Consider the following 22,310-nt stretch of genomic DNA (forward strand, 5'->3'; position numbering starts at 1 on the left):
GTACCACCGTTGCCCGGAGGCACTCATGCCGTTCGCCCGTCGCCCGCTCAGCCCCGTCCGCCGCCGTGCGGCCCAGGCGCTGGCCGTCACCGGGGCGGCCGCGCTCCTGCTCACCGGCTGCGGTTCCTCCGGCTCCTCGTCCTCGGGTTCGTCCGCGGCCGCCTCCCCGGCGGCGGACGCGGCGGGCGGCGGCAACGGCGGCAAGCGGACCGTCAAGGACGCCACCGGCAAGGCCGTCGAGGTCCCCGCCGAGCCCAAGCGGATCGTCACCCTCACCCAGGAGGACCTGGACGCGGTGCTCGCCCTCGGCGTCAAGCCCGTCGGCATCACCAACGGCCAGGGGCTGGCCGAGCCGCCCGCCTACCTCAAGGACAAGGTGCAGGGCGTCCCGGTGGTCGGCAACCTGCTCCAGCCCGTGATGGACAAGGTGATCGCCGCCAAGCCCGACCTGATCCTGGCCGGCGACATGCAGGACGAGCAGGTGCTCAAGCAGCTGCGCGAGATCACCCCCGCCACGCTGGTCACCATGGCGCCCACCGACGACTGGAAGCTCGCCTTCCGGGGCATCGGCAACGCCGTCAACAAGCTCGACCAGGCCAACAAGGTGATCGGCGACTACGAGGCCAAGGCCGCCAAGGCGGGCGGCGAGCTCACCGCGAACAAGGGCGCCGCGGTCTCCATCGTGCGCTGGAACCCCACCGGCCCGAGCTGGATGGAGAAGAAGCAGTTCGCCAGTGGCGTCGCCCTGGACATGGGCCTGACCCGCCCGGCCGCGCAGGACAAGGACGGCAACGCCCACAGCCCGGCGCTCAGCCTGGAGAAGCTGGGCGAGATCGACGGCGACTGGCTGTTCCTGTCCACCCTCACCGACGACGGAAAGGCCGCGCTCAAGGACGTCCAGTCCAAGCCCGCCTACCAGGGCCTGGGCGCGGTGAAGAACAACCACACCGTCACCGTGGACGGCTCGGTCTGGTCCACCCGTGGCGGCCCGCTCGCCGCCGACGTCGTCATCGGCGACTTCGCCAAGGCGCTCGGCGGCAGCTGAGCGCGCGCCGGCGAGGGGGAGCTGCCATGGAGTTGACGATCGAGGGACTCAGCGCCGGCTACGGGCCGGGGCGCCCGGTGCTCGGAGGCGTCGACCTGACCGTCCCGGCCGGGCGGGTGGTCGCCGTGGTCGGCCCGAACGGCTGCGGAAAGTCCACCCTGCTGCGGGCCGTCGCGCGGTTGCACCGGCCGGACGGCGGGCGGGTGCTGGTCGGCGGCGAGGACGTGTGGCGGCTGCGCCCGCGCCAGGCCGCCCACCGGATCGCGCTGCTGCCGCAGAGCCCGCAGGCGCCGGAGGCGGTCACCGTCGGCGGGCTGGTCCGCTACGGCCGCCACCCGCACCAGGGGCTCTTCCGCCAGTGGTCGGCGGAGGACGAGCGGCTGACCGCCGAGGCCCTGCGCGCCACCGGCGTGGAGGACCTCGCCGACCGCCGGCTCGACCGGCTCTCCGGCGGCCAGCGCCAGCGCTGCTGGCTGGCCATGGTGCTCGCCCAGGACACCCCGGTGGTCCTGCTCGACGAGCCGACCAGCGCGCTCGACCTCGGGCACGCGGTGGAGGTGCTGGAGCTGGTCCGCCGGGTCGCGGCGGGCGGGCGGACGGTGGTCATGGTGCTGCACGACCTCGCGGCGGCCGCCCGCTACGCGGACCTGCTGGTCGCGCTGCGGGACGGCGCGGTGGTGGCCTGCGGGCCGCCGCGCGAGGTGGTGGACGCGCCGCTGGTGCGGGCGCTGTACGACATCGACAGCCATGTGCTGGCGGCGCCGGGCGACGGCGCTCCGGTGATCGTGCCCCGGGCGCCGCTGGGCTGATGGGGCGGCCGGCGGGGCGGCCGGCGGGACGGCCGGCGGTGTGGCCGGCGGTGTGGCCGCCAGGGCGGCCGGCGGGGCGAGGGACTGGCGGGGCGACTGCGTGGGGGCAGCCGCCCCGCCCTGCTGTCCGGGCGCGGGTCGCTGTTCTCCGCCGCGATCTTCGATCACCCGTTCGAGTGGTTTGAACTCTGCATGTCAGGGCCCAGGTTCACCCCGCCCGTCGCGTTGATGCTCCTATTGGCTGTCAAGCGGCGGTGAGCCAGTCTCGGTAGGCGTTGGCGAGGTCGTCGTCTCGGCGGATGCCGCGTTCGAGGGTGGAGATGGTGGCGGGCCAGACCCCGAAGTGGTTGGCGACGGCGGTGAGGGTGATGTTCTTCGACTGCCGCAGTGGCCGCAGATCGGCGATGCCGGGGACGGTGACCGTGGTGGTCAGGCAGCGGAACACCTCCCGGGCGATGGCCCGTTTCAGGAGCCGGATGATCTCCTTCTTCGTTCGGCCGGCGGCGGTCTGTCGTGCCACATACTCGCGGGTGCGGGAGTCGCTGGACATGCGGACCAGGGCGATGCGGTAGAGGGCGGCGTTGGCTGCCCGGTCCCCGCCGCGCGAGAGGCGGTGCCGGTTGGTCCTGCCGCTGGAGGCGGGCACCGGTGCGGCTCCGCAGAGGGCGGCGAACGCGGCCTCGGTGCGTAGGCGTTCGGGGTTGCCGCCGGCCGTGATCAGCAGCTGGGCTGCGGTGTCGGGTCCGACGCCGTGGGCGGCCCGCAGGCCGGGGTTGTGGGCGCTGACCAGGTCGTCGAGGGCCTTGGTGAGGGCCTGGTGCTCGGCGGTGAGGTCCTTGACGCGCCGGGCGAGGCTCTTGAGCGCGGTCAGGACCGCGGTGTGGATGGCGTCCCCGGCCGGCCGCAGCCGGGCCAGGGCGTCGGTGCGCTCGGCCGTCTTGAGTGTGCCGTATCGGGTGCGGACGCTCTCGGGTGCGGTGATGAGGATGTGGGTGATCTGGTTGAGGGCGGCGGTGCGGGCCTTGACGGCGGAGCGGGCCGTGTTGTGCAGGGCGCGTATGCCGGAGACAGTGTCGTCCTTGGGGGCGGAGTCGGCGCGTCCGGACAGGGCCGCGCGGGCGGCGGCGTAGGCGTCGATGGGGTCGGACTTGCCGATTCGGCGGCGTTCGGCCCGGTCGGGGCGGTTGACCTCGACCACGGTCAGGCCGGCTCGGCGGGCGGCGCGGGTGAAGCCGGCCCCGTAGGAGGCGGTGCCCTCCACTCCGACTGCGGCGACCGTGCCGTGGGCGGTCAGGAAGGCAACCGCGGCTGTGCAACCGGCTTGGCCGGTGGGGAACTTAGCGTCGGCGACGTGGCCGCCGTGGTCGGTGATCACCGCGAGGTGGATCGTGTCGGCGTGGGAGTCGACACCGCCGAACACCGTCTCGCCCGGGGCATGTGTGACCGGTCCTGTCATGCTGGTACTGCCTTCCTTGCCGGAGGCGGCCTCCGGTCGGGTGGGGCAGACAGGACACTGAGGGGGCCTCTGGCCAGGCTCCTATGAGGTCATGCTCCGCCCGGCCGGGGCCTTCGGAACGGGCCCCGGCAGCCGGACAGAACAACGCGAGGACAGCCCAGCAGGGCGTCAGTCAGTGGCAGAGCCACGACCACCAGGGACCCGCTAGCAGTATCAGTGTCAGTGGGCCTCGCTACGTTCCTCGCATCGCTGGTCAGCAGGCGATCGACAGGTGTTTCCCCGGTGGGAGGAGTACGGCCGTGGCATGGGTGGAGACGGGCGCGGGAGGGTACCGCGTCGCGCTCGACGGGGAGGGCAGGGTGGTGTGCCGCAACGCGGCGGGCCGCGACCTCAAGTCCGTACCGTCGAAGCTCGGTGACGACCCGGTGGTCACCCAGCTCAAGCAGCTGGCCGAGTGGCTGGCCGCGCACGAGCGGGGTTGCCGACAGGACGTCGAGCGCTGGATGGTCCGCTCGCTGCCGGTGCCCGCCGCCGTGCTCACCGCGGTGTGGCCGGACGAGGCCTGGCAGGGCGTCCTGAAGGACCTCGTGGTCACCGCCACCGACGGTTCCGTGGCCGGCTTCCTGCGCGGCGCCGACGCCGAGCGCGGCCTCGGCCTGGTCGACCTGGACGGCGACACCGTGCGCCTCACCGACGGCGAGGTGCTGATACCGCACCCGGTCCTGCTCCAGGACCTCGACGAGCTGCGCGAGTTCGCCGTCGAGCTCGGCGTCTCCCAGCGCGTCCAGCAGCTCTACCGCGAGGTCTGGCACCGGCCGGCGGAGCTGCCGGCCGACACCGAGGTCACCACCTACGCCGGCGGCCGCTACCGGGAGCTGCGCGAGCTGCTCGGGCGCTGCACCAGGCTCGGCTGCCGGGTCCGCGGCGGCTTCGCCGTCCAGCCCGTCACCGAGGGCGGACGCACCGTCGAGGCCCGGGTCTGGGCCGGCGACTACTACGAGTACGACGAGTGCGAGACCGGCGCGCTCAGCTGGGCCGGCCCCGACGGCCGCGCCCTGCCGCTCACCGAGGTCGGGCCGGTCGCCTGGTCCGAGGGCATGCGGATGGCCGCCGCCCTGTACGCGGGCCGCACCATCCAGGGGGAGGAAGCCGAATGACCGCCACCACGAACCCGGCCGCCGTCGCGAACTCGACCGCCACGACGAACCCGGCCGCCGTCACGCCCGAGGAGCTGCTCGACGCCGGAGCCGTGCTCCCGATCGGCACCCTGTCCGACGTCGGCCGCCCCGACAGCGGCGCCGACGTGCTCACCGCCCGCAGCTACGCCCACCCCGCGCTCGACGGCCGCCGGATCGTCCGGCTCGTCCCCGGCGCGCTCGGCCCCGCCGAGGACCTCGCCCTCGACTTCCTCGGCCTGGCGCCGCAGGCCGCACCCGCCGAGGTCGGCCAGGTCCGCCAGGAAGCGCTCGGCTTCCCCGCCTGGGCGCTGGTCCACGACCCGGCCAACGGCCACCACGCCCTCGCCCTGGTCAAGGAGATGGAGCGGCTCGCCCGCCAGGCCACCTCCAAGCCCGGCGCCGCCAAGGACGGCTTCGACGAGCTCGCCACCCGCCTCGGCCGGGCCGTCCCGCACTTCCTGCCCACCTTCTGCGAGGAGGTCGGCCGGATCTTCCTCCGCCACGAGAACCAGACCTACGCCGCCGCCTGGTTCGGCAAGGCCCGCGAGGCCGAGCGCACCCACGGCCTGACGGTGGACGAGGAGCGGCTGCGCGCCGTCTTCCTGGAGTTCGCCCTGGCCGGCGCGCTCACCGTCAAGTCCCTGCGCCAGTACGTCAAGGAGCTCGCCCAGCGGCTCGACCCGCTGACCGCCTGGCAGCGCTTCCGCCAGCTGTGCACCGAGCGTTCCGCGGCCGGCATGGCCCCGTACGCCGGGGTCGCCGAGGACGCCCGCGCCCTGATCAAGGCCGCCGGGCTGGACCGCACCGAGCACGAACGGGCGCTGCTCGCCGAGCTGCTGGACTCCCCGGCGGTCAACCGGGCACCCGCCGCGTTCTGGAAGTCCTGGCACGGCGCGCTGGTCGAACTCGGCCGCGGCGACGCGGCCGTACGCACCCGACTGCTGGAACTCCTGCCCGACCCGGCCTCCGCCGACCCGGGCCCGCACGACACCGCCTGGCTGGCGGTCCTCGCCGAGACCGGCGCCGAGGCCCTGCTCACCGGCCCCCGCCCCGAGGGCGCCGAACCCGCCGCCGCCTGGCTCCAGCGCTGGTGCCACCACCACGGCCGCGGCTGGCGCAGCCGGCGGCCCAGCTGCCCGGACACCATCGCGCTGGCCGGCCGGATGGTCGAGCGGCTGAAGGCCGACGCCGTCCCGGTGGACCTCCACACCGGCATCCGCGCCAGCCGGACCAGGATCGACCTGCTGGACCTCCTGCTGACCGCGGGCGTGCCGGTGGCCGACCCGCCGGAGGGCCTCGGCTTCGAGCTGCAGGACTGGGTCGCGGAGTGCGGCCCCGACAGCCCCACGCTCGCCGCCGTCGGCGCCGACGAGCGCTACCGGCCGCTGCTGCGCCGCGCCACCCCGGCCGCCTGGGCGACGGCCGCCAAGCGCGAGGTGCCCGCCCTGCCGCTGCTGAACGAACTGTTCGCCGAGTGGGCCGAGGAACGCGCCGAGGAGCTGTTCGCCGCCCGCGGCCTGACCGGCGCCATCGACCTGGTCCGCTCGTTCGGCCAGCACCGCACCGCCGTCCGGACGGTCGCGCCGGCCGTCGCCGACCGGGTCGCCGCCCTCGACGTCGCCGCGCTGCTCACCGACGCCCTCCGGGCCGGCATCCTGGACGAACTCGGCTGGCCCGCGCTGGAGGAGGCGCTCGGCAAGCTCGCCGACCCGCCCGCCGACGACGCCCCGCAGCACCCCGTCCCGAGCCTGGGCGGCGCCGGCCTGAACGGCCTGATCATCGAGGACGCCTGGCCGCACCTGATCCTCGCCCGCCTCGACCGGGCCGTCGTGGTCGGCCCGGAGGGCATCGTGCTGGAGCACACCCTGCGCGTGCCCGAGCCGCAGCACCAGCGCAACCGGCCCAGGCTGCGCCTGGTCGACGGCGAGCTGCTGGTCGTCTGGTACCAGGACGGCAAGCAGCTCGCGTACTGGTCCAGCCGACCGGACGAGCAGTTCGAGCTGACGGGCGAGAGCATCGCCGGCTACTACTACCGCGACCGGGAGCCCGAGGCGCCGTCCCTCCAGCTGCCCGGCGGCGGCCGCACCACCGGCGAGCGACCGCTGCACGCCGGCGACACCCGGATGCCCGAGGAGCACCGCGTCCTCGGCGACGGCACCGGCTACTGGACGGCGCGCCGCAGCTCCGGCGGCGAGGCCGTGCTGCGCGAACTCGATCCGGCCACCGGCACCCTGGGCCGCACCGCCGAGCCGCCGGTGATCGCCGCCACCGCCGCGGCCGGCCGGCTGGTCCACCGCAGCACCTGGCTGCTGCCGCTCCAGCCCGGCCTGGAGGGGACACCGCTGGGCACCGACGGCACCGTGCTCGGCAACTGGGTCCGGGTCGATCCCGGCAGGGCCGTCACCACCTTCACCGCCGACGGCGGGCGCATCGTGCTGCCGCCGGCCGCGCAGCGGACGGGCTCCTTCCCGGTCGGCCGGCTCGCCCTGCCCGGCGCGGCCTCCCCGGTGGTCGGCCACACCTCCGGCGGCCACTTCTCGCTGAACCTGCCCGACCTCGCCGGCGACGCCGACCGCACGGTCGACCTGCGCCCCTGCCACTCCGGTGAACTCTCCGCCGCCGGCACCCCGCTCGTCCCGCCGTACCCGCACTGGCACGCCCTGCGCCCGCGCGACGAGGCGGGCTCGAAGGTGCTGCGCACCGTCACCGCCGAGCAGGCCGCCCGGCTGATCGACGCCGCCTGGCCGACCGACACCGAGCCGGTCCCCGAGGACGAGCAGTGCTGGCTCACCGTCCAGGGCGTGCGCCGTCCGCTCGCCCGGCGCAGCCCGCGCACCCTGCCCGTCCAGGAGGTCGGCGCGATCCTGCCCGGCATCGCGCACCCGCGGCTGCTGGCCGGCGTCGCCGGGCTCGCCCGCCTCGCCGCCCAGCTGCTGGACCGGGTCGCCCGGTTCGCCCCCCAGCCGGAGGCCGAGCGCCCGAGCAAGGAGCAGGACACCGAGTGGCAGCCCGAGCACGGGCGCGACCACGAACTGCGCGACGCCGTGCGCGCGGTGCTGCCCGAGATCGGCGGCTTCGGCAACAACTGGGGCTCCGGCGACCACTGGTGGGTGCTCAACAACCTGCGCGCCGTCACCGGTGTGCTGGCCGCCCCGCCCGCCGCCGACGGCGAGGGCTGGAGCAGCCCCGCCGCCGTCACCCTGCACAACGGCGACGCCAGTCACGGCTGGCTGCGCCTGCTCGGCCGGGTCCACGCGCTGGCCCACGCGCTGGCCTCGCCGTTCACCGAGCCCGCCCACCGCTCCTCGCTGGCCCTGCTGCTCGGCGAACTGACCAGGGGCCCGCTGGCCGACCGCGGCGCCACGCTGCGCGAGATCGTCCTCGCCGAGCAGGCCCCGGAGCCCGCGAACACCACCAGCGGCCGACCGGTCGTCCGCCGCCAGGGCCAGGTGCTGCGGCACGGCGGGCGCACCGTCGTCATCCTCGGCCACCTGCGGCAGTTCACCGACGGCACCGTGCACTGGCTCGCCGTCGGCCACGACCCGAGCGGGGAGTTCGGGCCCGTCGCCCACTTCACCACGGTCGAGGAGCGCGGCACCGAGGAACTGGTCGACGCCGCCTGGATCGCCACCTTCCAGCAGCTCGCCGCACTGCGCGACGCCGTGCCGTGGGACGGTGCCAGGGCCGAGGCCTTCAGCGGGCTCACCGGCATCGGCACCGCCCGCTCCGCCCTGCTGCTCGGCCCGCCGTCCGGCCTGCTGTACTGGATGGACATCCCCGTTCCCGCCGAACTCGAGCTCAAAGCAGCCGAGTTCAAGGCGGCCAGGCAGTGGCTGCGGCGGCACGACCACGACGGCCTCGCCGCCGTCTGGGGCGCCCTGCTGCCCGCCGACCCGAAGACCCTGTGGAGCGACGGGCCGGACGTCGCCGCCGGCGCCGAGGAGTGGATCCGCCGCTTCGGGCGGCTCGTCACCCTCCCCGAGGAGGCGCTGGCCACCGTCCAGGGCGTGTCCATCGACACGGTCGAGGCGGTGCTCAACCCCGCCCACACCCCGTGGCTGACCGGCCGCACCGGCTTCCGGCTCACCGAGGTGGGCGAGGCCGGCCCGCGGCTGGTCCCCGAGGACGCCTCCGCCGTCCCCGACACCGGCGCGCTGAGCTCCACCATCGCCGCGCTGCGCTGGCTCGCCTACCACCTGCCCGCCGACAGCCCACTGCGTCCGCTGCTGCCCACGGCCGCCGACGCGCTGCGCGACCGCCTGGCCGATCCGGAGCTGCTGCTCGACCTCGACCTGATGCGCACCGCCAAGGGCGCCTCGCTGTCCGCGGTCCTGCGCACCCACTTCGGCCTGCCCGCCGAGGGCGGCGCCGACCGGGACGGCCTGGTCCGCTGCGGACCGGCGCTCGTCCTGACGCCGTACCACGAGGAGGCCGAGCGGGTCTGGCTGCGTCCCGCCGCCCTCACCGGACCGGACGACCCGCTGCTCGAGCTGCTGGAGGGGCTGTCCAGCAGCTACTGGTTCCCGGCCGAACGGCGGGCCATCGAGTCCGTGCTGCGCGGGGAGCCGCAGCGGCTGGCCGCCTCCGCCGCCGCGGTGCCGGCCCCCGCTGAGGGCCCGGCCTGGCTGCAGAACCCGCAGCTGTCCGTCCCCGAGCTGGTCGCCGAGGTGTCCCGCACCCACGGCCTGGGCGAGGACGCGGCCGCGCTCTACCTCCAGTTGCTCGCCCTGCCCGACCCGACCGACCGCAACGCCGCCCGCTGGACGGGTTGGAAGCCCGCCCGGCTGAAGAAGGCCCGCGCCGAACTCGCCGCCAGCGGCCTGGTGCTGGAGGCCAAGCGCGCCCGGGCCGGCCGCGGCCTCTTCCTGCCCGGCGGCTGGCAGGAGGCCAAGGCCCCCGGGCTGCCGGCCGAGACCTGGAAGGCCGCCCTGTACGAACTGCCCACCCACCGGCCCGCGCTGGTCACCCTGCCCGTCCCCGAGCTGTTCGCCCGGGCCTGGCGGCGGACCGTCGACGGCGACGCCCCCGGTTACGAAGAGCTCCAGACCAGCAAGCGCAGGAAGGCCCGCCGATGACCGCCGACCAGACCACCACCGGAGCGACCACCACGGTCGCCGCCGCGGACCGGCAGACCGTCCCGCCGGAGGAGAAGTACGCCGCCGAACTGGAGTTCCTGGCCGCCCACGACAGCGGCCCGCGCCCGCCCGGCTGGCGCCTGACCCCGCGCGCCGTGGTCACCTTCGTGATCGGCAGCGGCGGCGAGAAGCTCAAGGCCGGGCGCAAGGGCCTGGTCATCGAGCCGAAGTTCGTCGGCGAGCGCGCCCTGGTCGAGCGCTGCGTCGTCACCCTCGCCGGGGAGCGCGGCCTGCTGCTCGTCGGCGAGCCCGGCACCGCCAAGTCCATGCTCTCCGAACTGCTCGCCGCCGCCGTCTGCGGCAGCAGCGCGCTCACCGTCCAGGGCACCGCCGGCACCACCGAGGACCAGCTCAAGTACGGCTGGAACTACGCCCTGCTGCTCGCCAAGGGGCCGAGCCGCGAGGCCCTCGTCCCCTCGCCGGTGCTCACCGCGATGACCACCGGCGCGGTCGCCCGGGTCGAGGAGGTCACCCGCTGCCTGCCCGAGGTGCAGGACGCCCTGGTCTCGCTGCTCTCGGAACGGCGCATCGCCGTCCCCGAGCTGGCCGGCACCCCGGACGGGCAGCTGCACGCCGCGGCCGGCTTCACCCTGATCGCCACCGCCAACCTGCGGGACAAGGGCGTCAGCGAGATGTCCGCGGCGCTCAAGCGGCGGTTCAACTTCGAGACGGTCGGCCCGATCGGCAGCCTCGCCGCCGAGGTCGAGCTGGTCCGCCGCCAGTCCACCGCCGCCGTGGCCAGGGCCGGCGCCGCCTACGCGGTGGACGACGCCGTCCTGGAGGCCCTGGTCACCGCCTTCCGCGACCTGCGCACCGGCCGCTCCACCGAAGGCTGGGACGTCGAACGCCCGTCCACCGTGATGAGCACCGCCGAGGCGGTCTCCGTCGCCACCTCGCTCGGCGTCAGCGCCGCCTACCTGCCGGACGGCGGGGACCTGCTCGGCCGGCTGCCCGGCCAGCTCCTCGGCGTGGTCCGCAAGGACGAGCCGTCCGACGCGGCCCGGCTGCTCGGCTACTGGGACGGCCCGGTCCGCCGCCGCGCCGAGCAGGGCGCCGCCACCTGGCGCACCCTGTGGGACCTCCGCTCGGCACTGGAGGCCTGATCCGATGAGCAGCGCGGAGATCACCCGCCCGGACGACGCGGACCGGGCGGTCCGGGCCGAGGCCGACCGGCTGGCCGCCTCCGGCACCGGCCGCCCCGGCCCGCACCTGATCGGTGTGCGCCACCACGCGCCGTCCCTCAGCGCGGTGGTCCCCGCGCTGCTCGACGCGGCCCGGCCTGACGCCGTCCTGGTCGAGCTGCCCGCCGAGTTCCAGCCCTGGCTCGGCTGGCTCGCCGACGAGGCGACCGAGGCCCCGGTCGCCCTCGCCGCGGCCCCGGCCGGGCCCGAGGAGGCGGCCGGGCCCGCCTTCTACCCGTTCGCCGACTTCTCCCCGGAACTCGCCGCCCTGCGCTGGGCCCGGCGCAACGGGGTGGAGGCCATCGCCTGCGACCTCCCGCTCGCCCACCGCGCCACCCGCGCGGTGGGCCGGCCGGCCACCGGCGGACGCCCGGACGCACCCGGTGTCGCCGACGCGCTGCGCCACCGCCTCACCGGCCGCGGCTCCGACGAGGACCTGTGGGACCGCCTGGTCGAGACGGCCGCCCCCGGCTCCACCCCGGAGGCCGTCCGGCGCGCCGCGCTGCTGGTCGGCTGGGCGCTGCGCCGGGACGCCGAGACGGGCCCCGGCGTCGACCCGTACGACCTGCGCCGCGAGGCCTGGATGCGGGCCCGCATCCGGGCCGCCTCGGCCGGCGGGCGGCGGGTCGCCGCCGTGATCGGCGCCTTCCACGCCCCCGCCCTGCTGGACGGCCCGCTCGCCGCCGAGGAGCCGCCGCACCCGGACGACCCCGGCCACGTGCTGTCCCTCATCCCGTACACCTACCCGCTGCTCGACGCCCGCTCCGGCTACCCGGCGGGCATCCGCGACCCGGAGTGGCAGCACACCGTCCTGGACGCCGGCGGCGACCCCGAACGCCTCGCGGAGGCGCTCACCACCACCGCCGTGCGGATCTGCGCCGCCCTGCGCGCCCAGGACCACCCCAGCGGCCCGGCCGACGCCCGCGAGATCGTCCGCCTGGCCGGAGACCTCGCCCGGCTGCGCGGCCACGCCGCCCCCGGCCGCGGCGAACTCGTCGAAGCGGTGCAGGCCGTCCTCGCCCAGGGCGAACCCCTCGGCCGCGGCCGGGCCGTCGCCCGCGCCCTCGAACAGGTCCTGGTCGGCACCCGCACCGGCCGCCCCACCCCCGCCGCCCCGCGCAGCGGGCTCGCCCCCGCCGTCGAGGCCCTCCTCGCCGGCCTCGGCCTCCCCGGCCCCGCCGACCCGGGCCCGCGCGACCTGCGCCTCGACCCGCTGCGCAGCGACCTCGACTGCCGCCGCGAGGTCCTGCTGCACCGCCTCACCGTCTGCGAGGTCCCCTACGCCGAACCCGTCGCCACCACCGGCGCCGGCGGCACCGAGACCGTCGGCACCCGCTGGCGCCTGCACTGGACGCCCGCCACCGCCGCCATGCTCACCGTCGCCGGCACCCGCGGCGTCACCCCCGCCCAGGCCGCCGAAGGCGCCCTGCGCACCCGACTCACCGACGACCCGACTCCGCGCGAGATCGTCGACGGCCTCACCGCCGCCGCCTCCTGCGCCCTCCCGGCCCTCGCGGAGACCCGACTCACCCAGCTCACCACCGACCTCCCCGCCTCCGCCACCCTCCCCGAACTCCTCGACGCGCTGGCGCTGGTCGACCGGCTGACCGCGGGCCACTTCCCCGGCTACGCACCGGAGGCTGCGGCGACGGACACCGCCTCCCCGGCCGGTGCCGACCCGGCAGCGGCCGGGGAGGCGGTGCCGGGCGGGGCGGGTGCCGACGGCCTCCACGCCTCCGCCGGCGGCCCTGCGGCGGGGAGCGGTCCCGGCCCGCTCCCCGGGCCCACGGGCGGCGGGTCCCGCCTCGCCGCCGCAGGCGAGCTGCTCACCGTCGCCGCCGTGCGGCAGTTGGAGGGCCTGGGCGGGTCGGACGACCCGCAGGACGCCCGGGCGCTGGTGGAGCTGGTGCGCAGGGCGGACCGGCTCGGTGGAGTGCGGCTGGCCCACGTGCTGACCGGACTCGCCGAGCAGGGGAGCCCGTTGGTGCGGGGCGCGGCCGGTGCGGTGCGGGTGCTGCTCGGTCAGGAGCCGGCCGAGGTGCTGGGCGGCCGGGCCGCCTCGTGGGTGGACGGCGCGACCGGCCCGGAGGCGCGGCACGCGCTCGGGCGGGCGCTGGTCGGCCTGCTGACGGCTGCCGAGGGGCTGTTCGACTCCGCGCCGCAGGCGCTGGAACCGGTGCTGGAGCGGGTCACCTCGCTGCCCGACGACGCCTTCCTGGACCGGCTGCCCGCGCTGCGCGGCGGCTTCGACACGCTCAGCCCGGCCGCCCGCGACCGGCTGCTGGCCCTGGTCGAGGAGCGCCTGGGCACCCGGCTCGCGGCCCTGCCCGAGGAGGCCGGCCCCGCCGCGCTCGCCGGCTGGGTGCGCGCGGACCTCGCGGCGCGTGCGGCACTCGCCCGTCGCGGCCTCCTGCCCTCGGAGCTCTCGGAACCCCCGGCGTCCGTGGAACTCCCGGCGTCCGTGGAGTCTTCGGCCGTCGCACCGGTCCCCACGGCCCCGGAGCGGCTCCCCGCCACGACCGCCCAGCCCCTCGCCCTCGCCCTCGCCGAGCGCTGGCGGCTGCTCCTCGGCCGCCGCGGCAACGGGGGCCTGACCGGTCGCAGTGCCCGGCTCGCCACCGCGCTGGACGAGTTGTACGGCAGCGGCCACGGCGAGGGCTCCGGCCCGGGCCTGGACAGCCGGGGCGGCAAGGGCGGCCGCGAAGCCCCGTACCCCGGTGTACGGGAGTGGGCCGAGGAGCTGGAGTCGCTGTTCGGCCCCGGCGTGCGCGAGGAGGTACTGGCCGCCGCCGTCGCGCAGGGCCGCACCGACGTCCTGGAGGCCATCGACCCGGCCGCCGTCCGCCCGTCCGTCGACCTGCTGCGCACCGTGCTGGACCACGCGGGCGGCCTGCCCGAGGCCCGGGTGGCCCGGCTGCGCCCGCTGGTGCGGCGCCTGGTGGACGAGCTGAGCCGGGAGCTGGCCACCCGGCTGCGCCCGGCACTGACCGGGATCGCCGTCCCGCGCCCCTCGCGCCGCCCGGGCGGCGGGCTGGACCTGGACCGGACCATCCGGGCCAACCTCGCCACCGCCCGCCCCGGGCCGGACGGCGGCACCCTGATCGTGCCCGAGCGTCCGGTCTTCCGGACCAGGGCGCGGCAGGCCAACGACTGGCGGCTGATCCTGGTCGTGGACGTCTCCGGGTCGATGGAGGCCTCCACGGTGTGGGCCGCGCTGACGGCCTCGATCCTGGCCGGGGTGCCCTCGCTGAGCACCCACTTCGTCGCCTTCTCCACCGAGGTCCTGGACCTCACGGAACGGGTGGACGATCCGCTGAGCCTGCTGCTGGAGGTGAGCGTCGGCGGCGGCACCAGCATCGCGCGCGGGCTGCGCTACGCGCGGAGCCTGGTGACGGTGCCGTCCCGCACGCTGATCGCGGTGGTCAGCGACTTCGAGGAGGGCGGGCCGGTCGGCGGGCTGCTGGCCCAGACCCGGGCCCTGGTGGACTCCGGGGTGCACCTGCTCGGCTGCGCGGCGCTGGACGACACCGGGACGGCCCGCTACTCGAAGGCGGTCGCGGGCCGACTGGTCGCGGCCGGAATGCCCGTGGCGGCGTTGAGCCCGCTGGAACTGGCCCGCTGGGTGGGGGAGAAGGTGCGATGAGCGTGACGGCGCGGACGAGTGACTGGCCGGGCGTGCGGCCCGAGGTGGTCGCCGAGGTGGTGGCCGGGCTGAGCGCCCGGTTGCAGAAGCGGCTGGACGCCGCGGCGGCGAAGCTGGCGGAGCGGCCGGTGGCCCGGGAGGGCGACGAGTGGCGGGTGGAGGTGGACGAGGAGACGGTGCTCGTGCTGCACGCCCCGGGCGGGGTGGTCGCCAGGGAGGTCGACGTCCGCTGCGGCTGTCTGCTTGCCCCGGCCTGTGTGCACCGGGCCGCCGCCGTCACCCTCTGCCCGCTCGCCGAGGCCGGTGCCGAGCCCGAGGCCGGGTCAGGGCCCGGTCCTGAGCCCGAGCCCGGGAGCGGCACCGGCGGCGGTGCCGACGGCGCCCCCGGGGCGGTGGCCGCGGAAGGCCGGGAAGGAGCCCCGGGAACCCCCGGGGAGCCGGCCGACCAGTCGGCCGCCGTCCCCCTCACCGCCGCCGAACTCGCCGCCGTCCACCACCTGCACGGGGCCGCGGCCGCCGTGCTGGCCGCCGGGGTGAGCGGGGCCGGTGCCGTCTCCCAGGCCGAACTGCTGCGCGCCGCCCACCGGGCGCGCCTCGCGGGCCTGTACCGCCCGGCCGCGGCTGCGGTCACCGTCGCGACCCGGATCCGGGCGGCGCGTTCCGGGGCGCCCGACCACCGCCTGGTGGACCTGGTGGCCGGTCTGCGCGAACTGCTCGGCCTCACCACCGCGCTGGCCACCGGCGCCGCCCCGGTCGCCGAGCTGCGCGGCACCGCGCGCCAGGCCTACCGGGAGGAGGGCGGTCTGCGGCTCCACGGCCTGTTCGCCGAGCCGGTGCTGACGGCCACCCACGCGGGCGCGGTCAGCTGGGCGGTGGACGCCACCGGGCGCCTCAGCTCGATCGCCGAGGTGATGCCGCACGACGACGCGGCGGCCGCCGCCCGGCAGGCGGTCGGGGCGGGCAACCGGACGCTCCGGCTGGGCGACGCCGCGCTCAGCCACCGCGAGTTCAGCCGCGCCGGGCTGGCCGTCCAGGGCGCGACCAGGTCCACCGGCGGCCGACTGGGCGCCGGCGCCTCGGTGCGGGCGGTCCGCGCGGCGGGCGCGGCGTGGACGGCGGATCCGGTCGCCCGGCTCTGGAGTCAACCGGCAGCCGCCCAGGTGGCCCGGGCACTCGCGGCGCAGGAGCTGCCGTACGAGAGCCGCCCGGCCGGGAGCGACCTGCTGTTCCTGGACGTCACGCTGCTGGGTACCGCCCCCGCCGGTCCGGGCGGGACGCCGCAGCTGCTGGCGCGTTGTACGACGGGCGGCCCGGCAGACGGCTCGGCGCAGGGCGCTGCCGGCGGCCCGGTGATCGTCCTGCGCCCGGCGCACGAGCATCCCGACCTGCCGTTCCGGGCGAACCTCGCGCTGCTCGCCACCGCGCCCGGCCTACGGCTGCGGGTGATCGGCCGGCTGGAGCGCGCGGACCGCCCGGAGCTGCACCTGCTCGCGGTCGGCGCACCCCCGGACGACCCCGGCCCGCTCACCCTGCCCGCGGACCGGGCCGGCCGGGTCAACCTCGGCCTCGAACGCCTCCAGACCGCCGACCTCGCGGGGCCCGCGACTGCCTGGCCCGCGACCGCCCCGCCCACCGGGCCCGGCCGGACGGACCGGCCTGCGGACCAACCTGCCGACGAGCGGGCGGACCAGCCGACGGCCCCGGCGCCGTACGGCCCGCCCGTCCATGTGCTCGGCCGCCGGGTCGAGCAGGCGGTCACCACCGGTCGGCACGCCCTCGCCCCGAGCGAGGCCTCGGCGGCGGCCGACCGCGCCCTGTTGCGCGCCGCCGGACTGGCCACCGCCGCGGAACTCCTCGACGGTCTGCGGGCCGCCGCGGCCAACCGGCGGCGCGACGTCTTCGGCCGGGTCGTCACGGACGACCACGAGGCCTTCGCCACCGCCTGGCTGGCCGCGGCCTCCTACACCGAGGAGCTGGCCACGGCGCTGTGCGCGGCGGCCTGGTCCGGGGAGGGGTGAACCGCCGAGGTATAAGGCGAACTATTTGCACAGTCCGATATTCCGCGCCTACTGGCATACTTGTCGTAGATCGAGGACACCGGACGAGACCTGGCAGACGGCCTCGTCCGGCACACGGCACGACACGGCACGATCAGCGCGACGGAAGGGTGGGCGAGTCATGGGAATCCGCGACGATGCGGCCGAGATCCGGGCTCGCGGCTGGCGGACGCTCGCCGCGCTGCACGGGATGATCGACACCGCGCTGGAGAAGGCGCTGCAGGCCGAGTTCAAGCTCTCGGTGGTCGAGTACACGGTGCTGGAGGCGCTCTCCCGTCAGGACGGCTGGCACATGCGGATGCAGCAGCTGGCCCGGGCGGCGGCGCTGAGCAGCAGCGCGACCACCCGGTTGGTGAGCCGCCTGGAGGACCGCGGCCTGCTCAGCCGCTTCCTCTGTGTGGACGACCGGCGCGGCATCTACACCGAGTTGACGCCCGAGGGCCGGGACCTGCTGACGGCCGCCCGCCCGGTGCACGACGCCGCCCTGGAGGCGACGCTGGCCGAGGCCACCGACGTCCCCGAGCTGGCCCCGCTGGTGGAATCGCTCGGTGAGCTCCACCCGGTCCACGCCAAGGCCTGAGGCCCCGCGACAAGGCCTGCCGCCCCGTACCAAGGCCTGAACCCCGCGGCGAGGTCCGAAGCCGACGCCCGCCGCGTCGTCACTTCGGCTCCTCGGCCTCCCGGGCGGCGGGGGCTTCAGCGGGGGCCTGCTGCGGGGCGGAGGGCGCGCCCGGCCCGGCGTCGGGGGCCCGCTGCGGCAGGACCGGAAGCGCGCGCGGCCGGCCGTCCGGGCCGTCGCCGGGCGTTCCCGCGGCGCGACCGCCCACCGCGGGGCCGCCCGACAGGTCGTACACGCGCGGCAGCACGGGCCGGGGTACGACCACGGCGCCGGGCAGTCCGGGGATCTCGGCGCCCACCGCCAGGCCCCCGTTGACGGGTGCCTCAGCGCGGACGGCACCCCCGTCGCCCACAGCGCCCGTCCCCACAGCGCCCGTACCGGCGCCCGCCCCCGCGCCGTCCGCGGTGTACGGGACGGCCGGAGCCCCCGGGGCGCCGAAGGGCCCCGGAGCCCCCTGGCCCCCGCCCGGCAGTCCACCGACCCCGCCGGACGGCACCGGCCCGAGGCCATCGGGCCCTGCCCCCGCCCCGGGGCCGGCCCCGTCCCTGTCCCCACCCCCCGCCGCCTGCTGACCGTCGGCCGCCGGAGCCCGGGTGATCCGGGCACCCGACGGCAGCCCGGGCACGGCGGCCGACTGTCCGGGCGCCGCGGCCGGCTGCCGGGCCTGCTCCAGCAGCGCCGAGGGCACCAGCACCACGGCCCGGGTGCCGCCGTACGGGGACGGCCCCAGGGTGACCTTGACGTCGTGCCGGGCGGCCAGTCGCGCGACGACGAACAGGCCGAGCCGCAGGTCGTCGCCGAGCGCGGAGACGTCCAGCTCGGGCGGGTGGGCCAGGTACTCGTTGAGCCGCCGGTACTCCTCCTCGGTCATGCCGAGCCCGCGGTCCTCGACCTCCACCGACAGGCCCTCGGAGACCTCCTGCGCGGAGACCTGCACCTGGGCGTACGGCGGGGAGAAGGTCGTGCCGTTCTCGATCAGTTCGGCGACCAGGTGGATGACGTCGGCGACGGCCTGCCCGCCGAGCGAGACGCGCGGCACGCCCCGGACGACGACCCGGGAGTAGCTCTCGGTCTCCGAGACGGCGCTGCGCAGCACGTTGACCACGGGTACGGCGGTGCGCCAGCGCCGGGCGGGCAGGGCGCCGCCGAGGATGACCAGGTTCTCGGCGTTGCGCCGCATCCGGGTGGCCAGGTGGTCGACCGCGAACAGTTCGCGCAGCAGCTCCGGGTCCTCGTGCTCGCGTTCCAGCGCGTCCAGCATGCTGATCTGCCGGTGGATCAGGATCTGGGTGCGCCGGGCGATGTTGAGGAAGACCTTCTTCGTCCCCTCGCGGCCCTGGGCCTGGTGGACGATGGCGGCGACCGCGGCCTGGCGGACGGCGGCGAGGCCCTCGGAGGCCTGCTGGACGTCGTCGCCGGTCCGCCGGGACGGCGCCCAGACGGGCGGGACGGGCACCTGTTCCCCGGCGCGCAGCCGTTCGACCACCTCGGGGATCTCCCGCTGGGCGAGCGCGAAGGTGTCGGCCCGTAGGTCGGACAGCCGCGCGGACAGCGTCCAGGCGGTCCGGAGGCCGCGGACCAGGCTGATCAGCAGCACCAGGGCGACGGCCGCGCTGCCGGCCAGCAGCTCGGTGCGCTGTCCGGACCCGCGCAGCAGGTAGAGGGCGTACCCCCAGGCGGCGGCGAGGCCCAGGCCGGGGACCAGGACGAGGGCGAGGAGCGGGCGGCGGAGGGAGCCGGACCGGCCGGCGCGGTGGCCCGTGCGAGGGCCCGATATGCCTGGCATCTGATTCCTTGCTGCAGGGCCGAGCCGAGGGACCGGGCCGCCGGTCGCGGACCGGTGGGGTCCGGGCGGCGGGTCGACCCCGTACGGCGCGGCCGGGCTTCAGGGAGTCGAGGCCGGGACTGCCGGAGCCGGTGGCGTACTGCCACCGGGCCCGGCGGGGGTGCAGCGCGACCGCCGACGCCACGGAACGCTATCAGCCCGTGGTGTCGGCGCCGCAACCTCAACTGGCCCTGGACGAAGGGATGATGGAGTGGGGGCGGAGTGCGGGGCGAATCGTTCGACGGCGCAACGCCGCAGCTCACGGCCCGCGGCCGGTCCGGTCCGACGGTCCCCGGCGGCCGGGGGCGGCCGCTGGGGGATCCGTCGGGAACGGGTCAAGTGCCGCTCCGGCGGGCGGGCTCAGCCCGCCAGTGGCATCGGCAGCACCCGCCCGCCCCGCCCCGGCGGTTCCTCCGCCGGGGCGTCCCGCTGGGCGGCGAGTTCGCTCCAGGCCCAGCTGGTCAGGTCGGAGAGCTCCGCCGACCACTGCTTGCCGTACGTGCCCGAGGCGACCTGCCCGAGCCGCAGCCGCTGGACGTCCGAGGTGCCGGCCGGCGGGTAGACGTGGGTGGCGTCCCGCAGGTAGCGCTCGATGCCGAACTCGGGCTGGAGGCCGCGGGCGGCGTGGATCTCCATGGCGTTGCGCGCGGAGTCCAGTGCGTACTCGGTGTTGATCAGCTTGGCGTTCATCAGCTCGGCGTCGCAGGCGCGGCCGTGGTCGAGCAGGTGGGAGGCGTGGTACGCGGCCAGCCTGGCGGTCATCAACCGTGACTGCATCTCACCCAACTTCAGCATGATGTTCGGGAGTTGGTTGATCGGCTGGCCGTACAGGACGCGCCCCTCGGCGAACCGGACGGTGTCCTCGACGATCGCGGTGTGGATGCCGAGCGCGACGGCGGCGAGGTTGATCCGGCCGTAGAGGGTGGAGGAGGAGTAGGCGACGTCCAGCCCCTGCCCCTCCCGGCCGAGCCGGTTGCCGGCCGGGACGCGGCAGTCCTCCAGAAGGATCTCGCCGAAGCTGAAGCCGTGCAGCCCGCTCTGCGACCCGGGGGAGCCGGTGCGGAACCCGGGGCGGTCGCTCTCCACCAGGAAGGCGGACAGGCCCCGGCTGCCCTGGCCGGTGCGCAGGACCACGCCGTGCACGTCCCCGATGTGGGAGTTGCCGACGAACCACTTGCGGCCGTTGAGCACGTACTCGTCGCCGTCGCGCACCGCGGTGCCGGTCATCCCGAGCACGTGGCCGCCGGACTCCGGCTCGGTGACGGCGATGGTCGGCAGGCACTCCCCGGAGGCGAACTTCGGCAGCCACTTGCGGCGTTGGGCCTGGGAGCCGTAGTGGAGGACCTTGGCCACGCCCAGCTGGGAGGCCTGCGCGATCGAGCCCGCGGCTCCGCTGACCCGGGCCAGCTCCTCGATGATCACGGTCTTGGCGACGTGCCCCAGGCCGAGGCCGCCGAACTCCCGCGGGATCGTCACGCCGATCCAGCCCTGGCGGGCGATCTCCCGGGCCAGCTCGAACTCGATCTTCCGCTCGGCCTCCATCCTGGACACCCGCGGACGCACCTCCTTCTCCGCGAAGTCACGGACCTCGGCGCGAAGGTCCTCGTGACGGTCGTCGGTGAAGTAGTCCATCGCCATGCTCCGGTCCTCTCGATGCGGGTGGTGCCGTGCCTCCGTCCGTGCCGTCGATGCCGCTCCGGCGACCCCCACGGGGGGCGGTGGGGGTGCGGGAGTGTCGGCCGGTCGCCCCGGTGCGATCGGCGCACGCGTCACCGGGTGGCGTCCAGGCGACGGGCACCGTCCGTGTCTTCGGCAGGGCTCATTGTTGTATGGGGCACCGGGGCATCCCAGAGTCGATCTTGGATTGGCGTGATTCGGCCCGTCCCAGCGCCGAGGGGTTTCGCCCGGGCCCCGGACGGGAATCGATCAGCGCTTCGTGACCGACCGTCGACCGGTCGTTCACGTGCGGTTTTGACTGGCCATCGGCAAGGCTGAGGAACGGTCGATCGGGACCGCCCGGCCGTTCTGATGTCTGGTTACATGTGCGCCATGACTGATGTGATGAGCACTCAAGGCCAGTTCCCGGGTGCCTCCGGGGAGTCCGCGCGAACCCGCAGGCTGCGCGGCCTTGGGCTCAACGACCCGTCCGCGGACGAGGCCTTCGACCGCTTCGCCCACCTGGCAGCCAGTATCACGCGCGCCCCCATCGCGATGGTCAACTTCATCAATGACGAGCGCCAGATGTTCCGGGGGCTCTACATTCCGCCAAGTTCGGCCGACACCAAGGCCGAGGACGGATCGTCCTGGGCGGACCGCGGCATCGCCTTCGACCTTCCCACCCGCGAGATGCCGCTGAGCCACGGCTTCTGCCCGCACGTGGTCGCCCAGCGCTCCCCGCTCGCCCTCGACGACATCCTCGCCTACCCCCGCTTCGCCGGGAACCCGGTGGTGGACGAACTCGGGGTCCGCGCCTACCTCGGCGCCCCGCTCGTCGACGACACCAACACCGTCATCGGCACCGTCTGCGTCCTCGACCGGGAACCCCGGCAGTGGGGGCGCGAACGGCTGCGCGACATCCAGCACCTCGCCGAGGCACTGCTCTCCGAGATCCGGCTGCGCGACAGCCTGCTCGCCCAGCGCCAGGAGATGTTCGCCGCCTTCGACGGCTCGCCGTTCCCCATCATGCTCACCGAGGGCCCGGGCCAGGAGATCCGGTACGCCAACGCCCAGCACGCCGACACCTTCGGCGCCCCGACGGCGTACGGGACGATCGGCGCCGCCTACCCCCAGCTCGGCGCGGCGGGCCTCGAACAGGCCGTCGTGGAGGCGTACCACACCGGTCGCACCGCCGTCCTCGACGACGTCCGGCTCCAGTCCGCCCGCCCGGACGCCCAGCGCGGCCGGCAGGTCTTCAGCTTCACCTGCACCCCGCTGCGGGCCGCGCTCACCGGCCGGATCAACGGCGTCCTCACCGTCGGCATGGACATCACCGCCCGGTCCCGCACCGAGGAGGAGCTCGGCACCCTGGCCGCCCTGCTCGTCGACCGGCTCCAGCAGAGCGGCGCCTCCGTGCCCGGCCGCTCGGCCATCACCGGCGAGGCCGGCCCCGGCCTGCCCGGCTGAACCCGGCCGACCGGTGCGGACCCGTTCCCCGCCGTGGCGGGGTGCCTCTCACCCCCGTGGAGAGGACCCCGCCACGGTGCCGTCCGGGCCGGGAGTTCGCCGGGCGTCGCTCGACGGGGCTGCCACCGGCTTCCCGCCACCGGCTTCGCTCGGGCGTCTTCCGGCGTCCGTTCCGGAGCCCGCCGGGCCCGCGGCCCGGGCCGAGCGGGTGAACCGTCCGCCCGCCGCCGCCCCGACCG

The 22,310-nt window shown here is 76.2% G+C and carries 12 protein-coding genes; 9 read left to right on the plus strand and 3 right to left on the minus strand.

The genetic code is table 11. The features are described 5' to 3' along the window. Positions 1–25 precede the first annotated feature (25 nt). A complete protein-coding gene (locus ACFY0X_RS24655) occupies positions 26–1,045 on the plus strand; it encodes an ABC transporter substrate-binding protein (RefSeq protein WP_387757573.1) in 1,020 nt (339 codons plus the stop codon). Between the two features lie 26 nt (positions 1,046–1,071). Next, positions 1,072–1,854, plus strand: coding sequence for an ABC transporter ATP-binding protein (locus ACFY0X_RS24660; protein WP_387757575.1), 783 nt, complete (start codon positions 1,072–1,074; stop codon positions 1,852–1,854). 244 nt (positions 1,855–2,098) lie between these two features. Here the strand turns inward: ACFY0X_RS24660 and ACFY0X_RS24665 are convergent, their stop codons facing one another. Further along, positions 2,099–3,310, minus strand: coding sequence for an IS110 family transposase (locus tag ACFY0X_RS24665; RefSeq protein WP_387757576.1), 1,212 nt, complete (start codon positions 3,308–3,310; stop codon positions 2,099–2,101). A 299-nt stretch (positions 3,311–3,609) separates the two neighbouring features. Between ACFY0X_RS24665 and ACFY0X_RS24670 the strand changes: the two genes are divergently transcribed. The 6 genes from ACFY0X_RS24670 to ACFY0X_RS24695 all read left to right on the plus strand — a co-directional run bounded on the left by ACFY0X_RS24670 (position 3,610) and on the right by ACFY0X_RS24695 (position 17,084). After that, entirely contained in the window at positions 3,610–4,467 is an 858-nt protein-coding gene (locus tag ACFY0X_RS24670; protein ID WP_387757578.1) for a DUF4132 domain-containing protein, read from the plus strand. After that, on the plus strand, positions 4,464–9,563 hold the full coding sequence (locus tag ACFY0X_RS24675) for a hypothetical protein (RefSeq protein WP_387757579.1): 5,100 nt from the start codon (positions 4,464–4,466) through the stop codon (positions 9,561–9,563). Before ACFY0X_RS24670 ends, ACFY0X_RS24675 begins: the two co-directional genes overlap by 4 nt. Further along, positions 9,560–10,726, plus strand: coding sequence for an AAA family ATPase (locus ACFY0X_RS24680; RefSeq protein WP_387757581.1), 1,167 nt, complete (start codon positions 9,560–9,562; stop codon positions 10,724–10,726). Before ACFY0X_RS24675 ends, ACFY0X_RS24680 begins: the two co-directional genes overlap by 4 nt. A 4-nt stretch (positions 10,727–10,730) precedes the next feature. Further along, complete coding sequence (locus ACFY0X_RS24685) at positions 10,731–14,447, plus strand: DUF5682 family protein (RefSeq protein WP_387757583.1); 3,717 nt, start codon at positions 10,731–10,733, stop codon at positions 14,445–14,447. Beyond that, positions 14,444–16,465, plus strand: coding sequence for a hypothetical protein (locus ACFY0X_RS24690; protein WP_387757584.1), 2,022 nt, complete (start codon positions 14,444–14,446; stop codon positions 16,463–16,465). The genes ACFY0X_RS24685 and ACFY0X_RS24690 overlap by 4 nt, the downstream gene beginning before the upstream one ends. Before the next feature lie 160 nt (positions 16,466–16,625). Beyond that, a complete protein-coding gene (locus ACFY0X_RS24695) occupies positions 16,626–17,084 on the plus strand; it encodes a MarR family winged helix-turn-helix transcriptional regulator (RefSeq protein WP_387757586.1) in 459 nt (152 codons plus the stop codon). Between the two features lie 79 nt (positions 17,085–17,163). On the opposite strand, the gene ACFY0X_RS24700 is transcribed toward ACFY0X_RS24695, so the two are convergent. Next, a complete protein-coding gene (locus tag ACFY0X_RS24700) occupies positions 17,164–18,909 on the minus strand; it encodes a sensor histidine kinase (RefSeq protein WP_387757587.1) in 1,746 nt (581 codons plus the stop codon). Between the two features lie 399 nt (positions 18,910–19,308). Next, complete coding sequence (locus tag ACFY0X_RS24705; RefSeq protein WP_387757589.1) at positions 19,309–20,586, minus strand: acyl-CoA dehydrogenase family protein; 1,278 nt, start codon at positions 20,584–20,586, stop codon at positions 19,309–19,311. Between the two features lie 411 nt (positions 20,587–20,997). On the opposite strand from ACFY0X_RS24705, the gene ACFY0X_RS24710 reads away from it, so the two are divergent. Further along, positions 20,998–22,071 carry a GAF domain-containing protein gene (locus ACFY0X_RS24710; RefSeq protein WP_387757590.1) on the plus strand — a complete coding sequence of 358 codons (1,074 nt, stop codon included), beginning with the start codon at positions 20,998–21,000 and terminating at the stop codon, positions 22,069–22,071. The last annotated feature ends 239 nt before the right edge of the window (positions 22,072–22,310 follow it).

It is taken from the genome of Kitasatospora sp. NPDC001547, from assembly GCF_042894165.1.
Lineage (GTDB): Bacteria > Actinomycetota > Actinomycetes > Streptomycetales > Streptomycetaceae > Kitasatospora.

Coding starts and splice junctions, on each gene's coding strand:
- ACFY0X_RS24655 (WP_387757573.1), top strand. CDS start 26: ATGCCGTTCGCCCGTCGCCCGCTCAGCCCCGTCCGCCGCCGTGCGGCC.
- ACFY0X_RS24660 (WP_387757575.1), top strand. CDS start 1,072: ATGGAGTTGACGATCGAGGGACTCAGCGCCGGCTACGGGCCGGGGCGC.
- ACFY0X_RS24665 (WP_387757576.1), bottom strand. CDS start 3,310: ATGACAGGACCGGTCACACATGCCCCGGGCGAGACGGTGTTCGGCGGT.
- ACFY0X_RS24675 (WP_387757579.1), top strand. CDS start 4,464: ATGACCGCCACCACGAACCCGGCCGCCGTCGCGAACTCGACCGCCACG.
- ACFY0X_RS24680 (WP_387757581.1), top strand. CDS start 9,560: ATGACCGCCGACCAGACCACCACCGGAGCGACCACCACGGTCGCCGCC.
- ACFY0X_RS24685 (WP_387757583.1), top strand. CDS start 10,731: ATGAGCAGCGCGGAGATCACCCGCCCGGACGACGCGGACCGGGCGGTC.
- ACFY0X_RS24690 (WP_387757584.1), top strand. CDS start 14,444: ATGAGCGTGACGGCGCGGACGAGTGACTGGCCGGGCGTGCGGCCCGAG.
- ACFY0X_RS24695 (WP_387757586.1), top strand. CDS start 16,626: ATGGGAATCCGCGACGATGCGGCCGAGATCCGGGCTCGCGGCTGGCGG.
- ACFY0X_RS24700 (WP_387757587.1), bottom strand. CDS start 18,909: ATGCCAGGCATATCGGGCCCTCGCACGGGCCACCGCGCCGGCCGGTCC.
- ACFY0X_RS24705 (WP_387757589.1), bottom strand. CDS start 20,586: ATGGCGATGGACTACTTCACCGACGACCGTCACGAGGACCTTCGCGCC.
- ACFY0X_RS24710 (WP_387757590.1), top strand. CDS start 20,998: ATGACTGATGTGATGAGCACTCAAGGCCAGTTCCCGGGTGCCTCCGGG.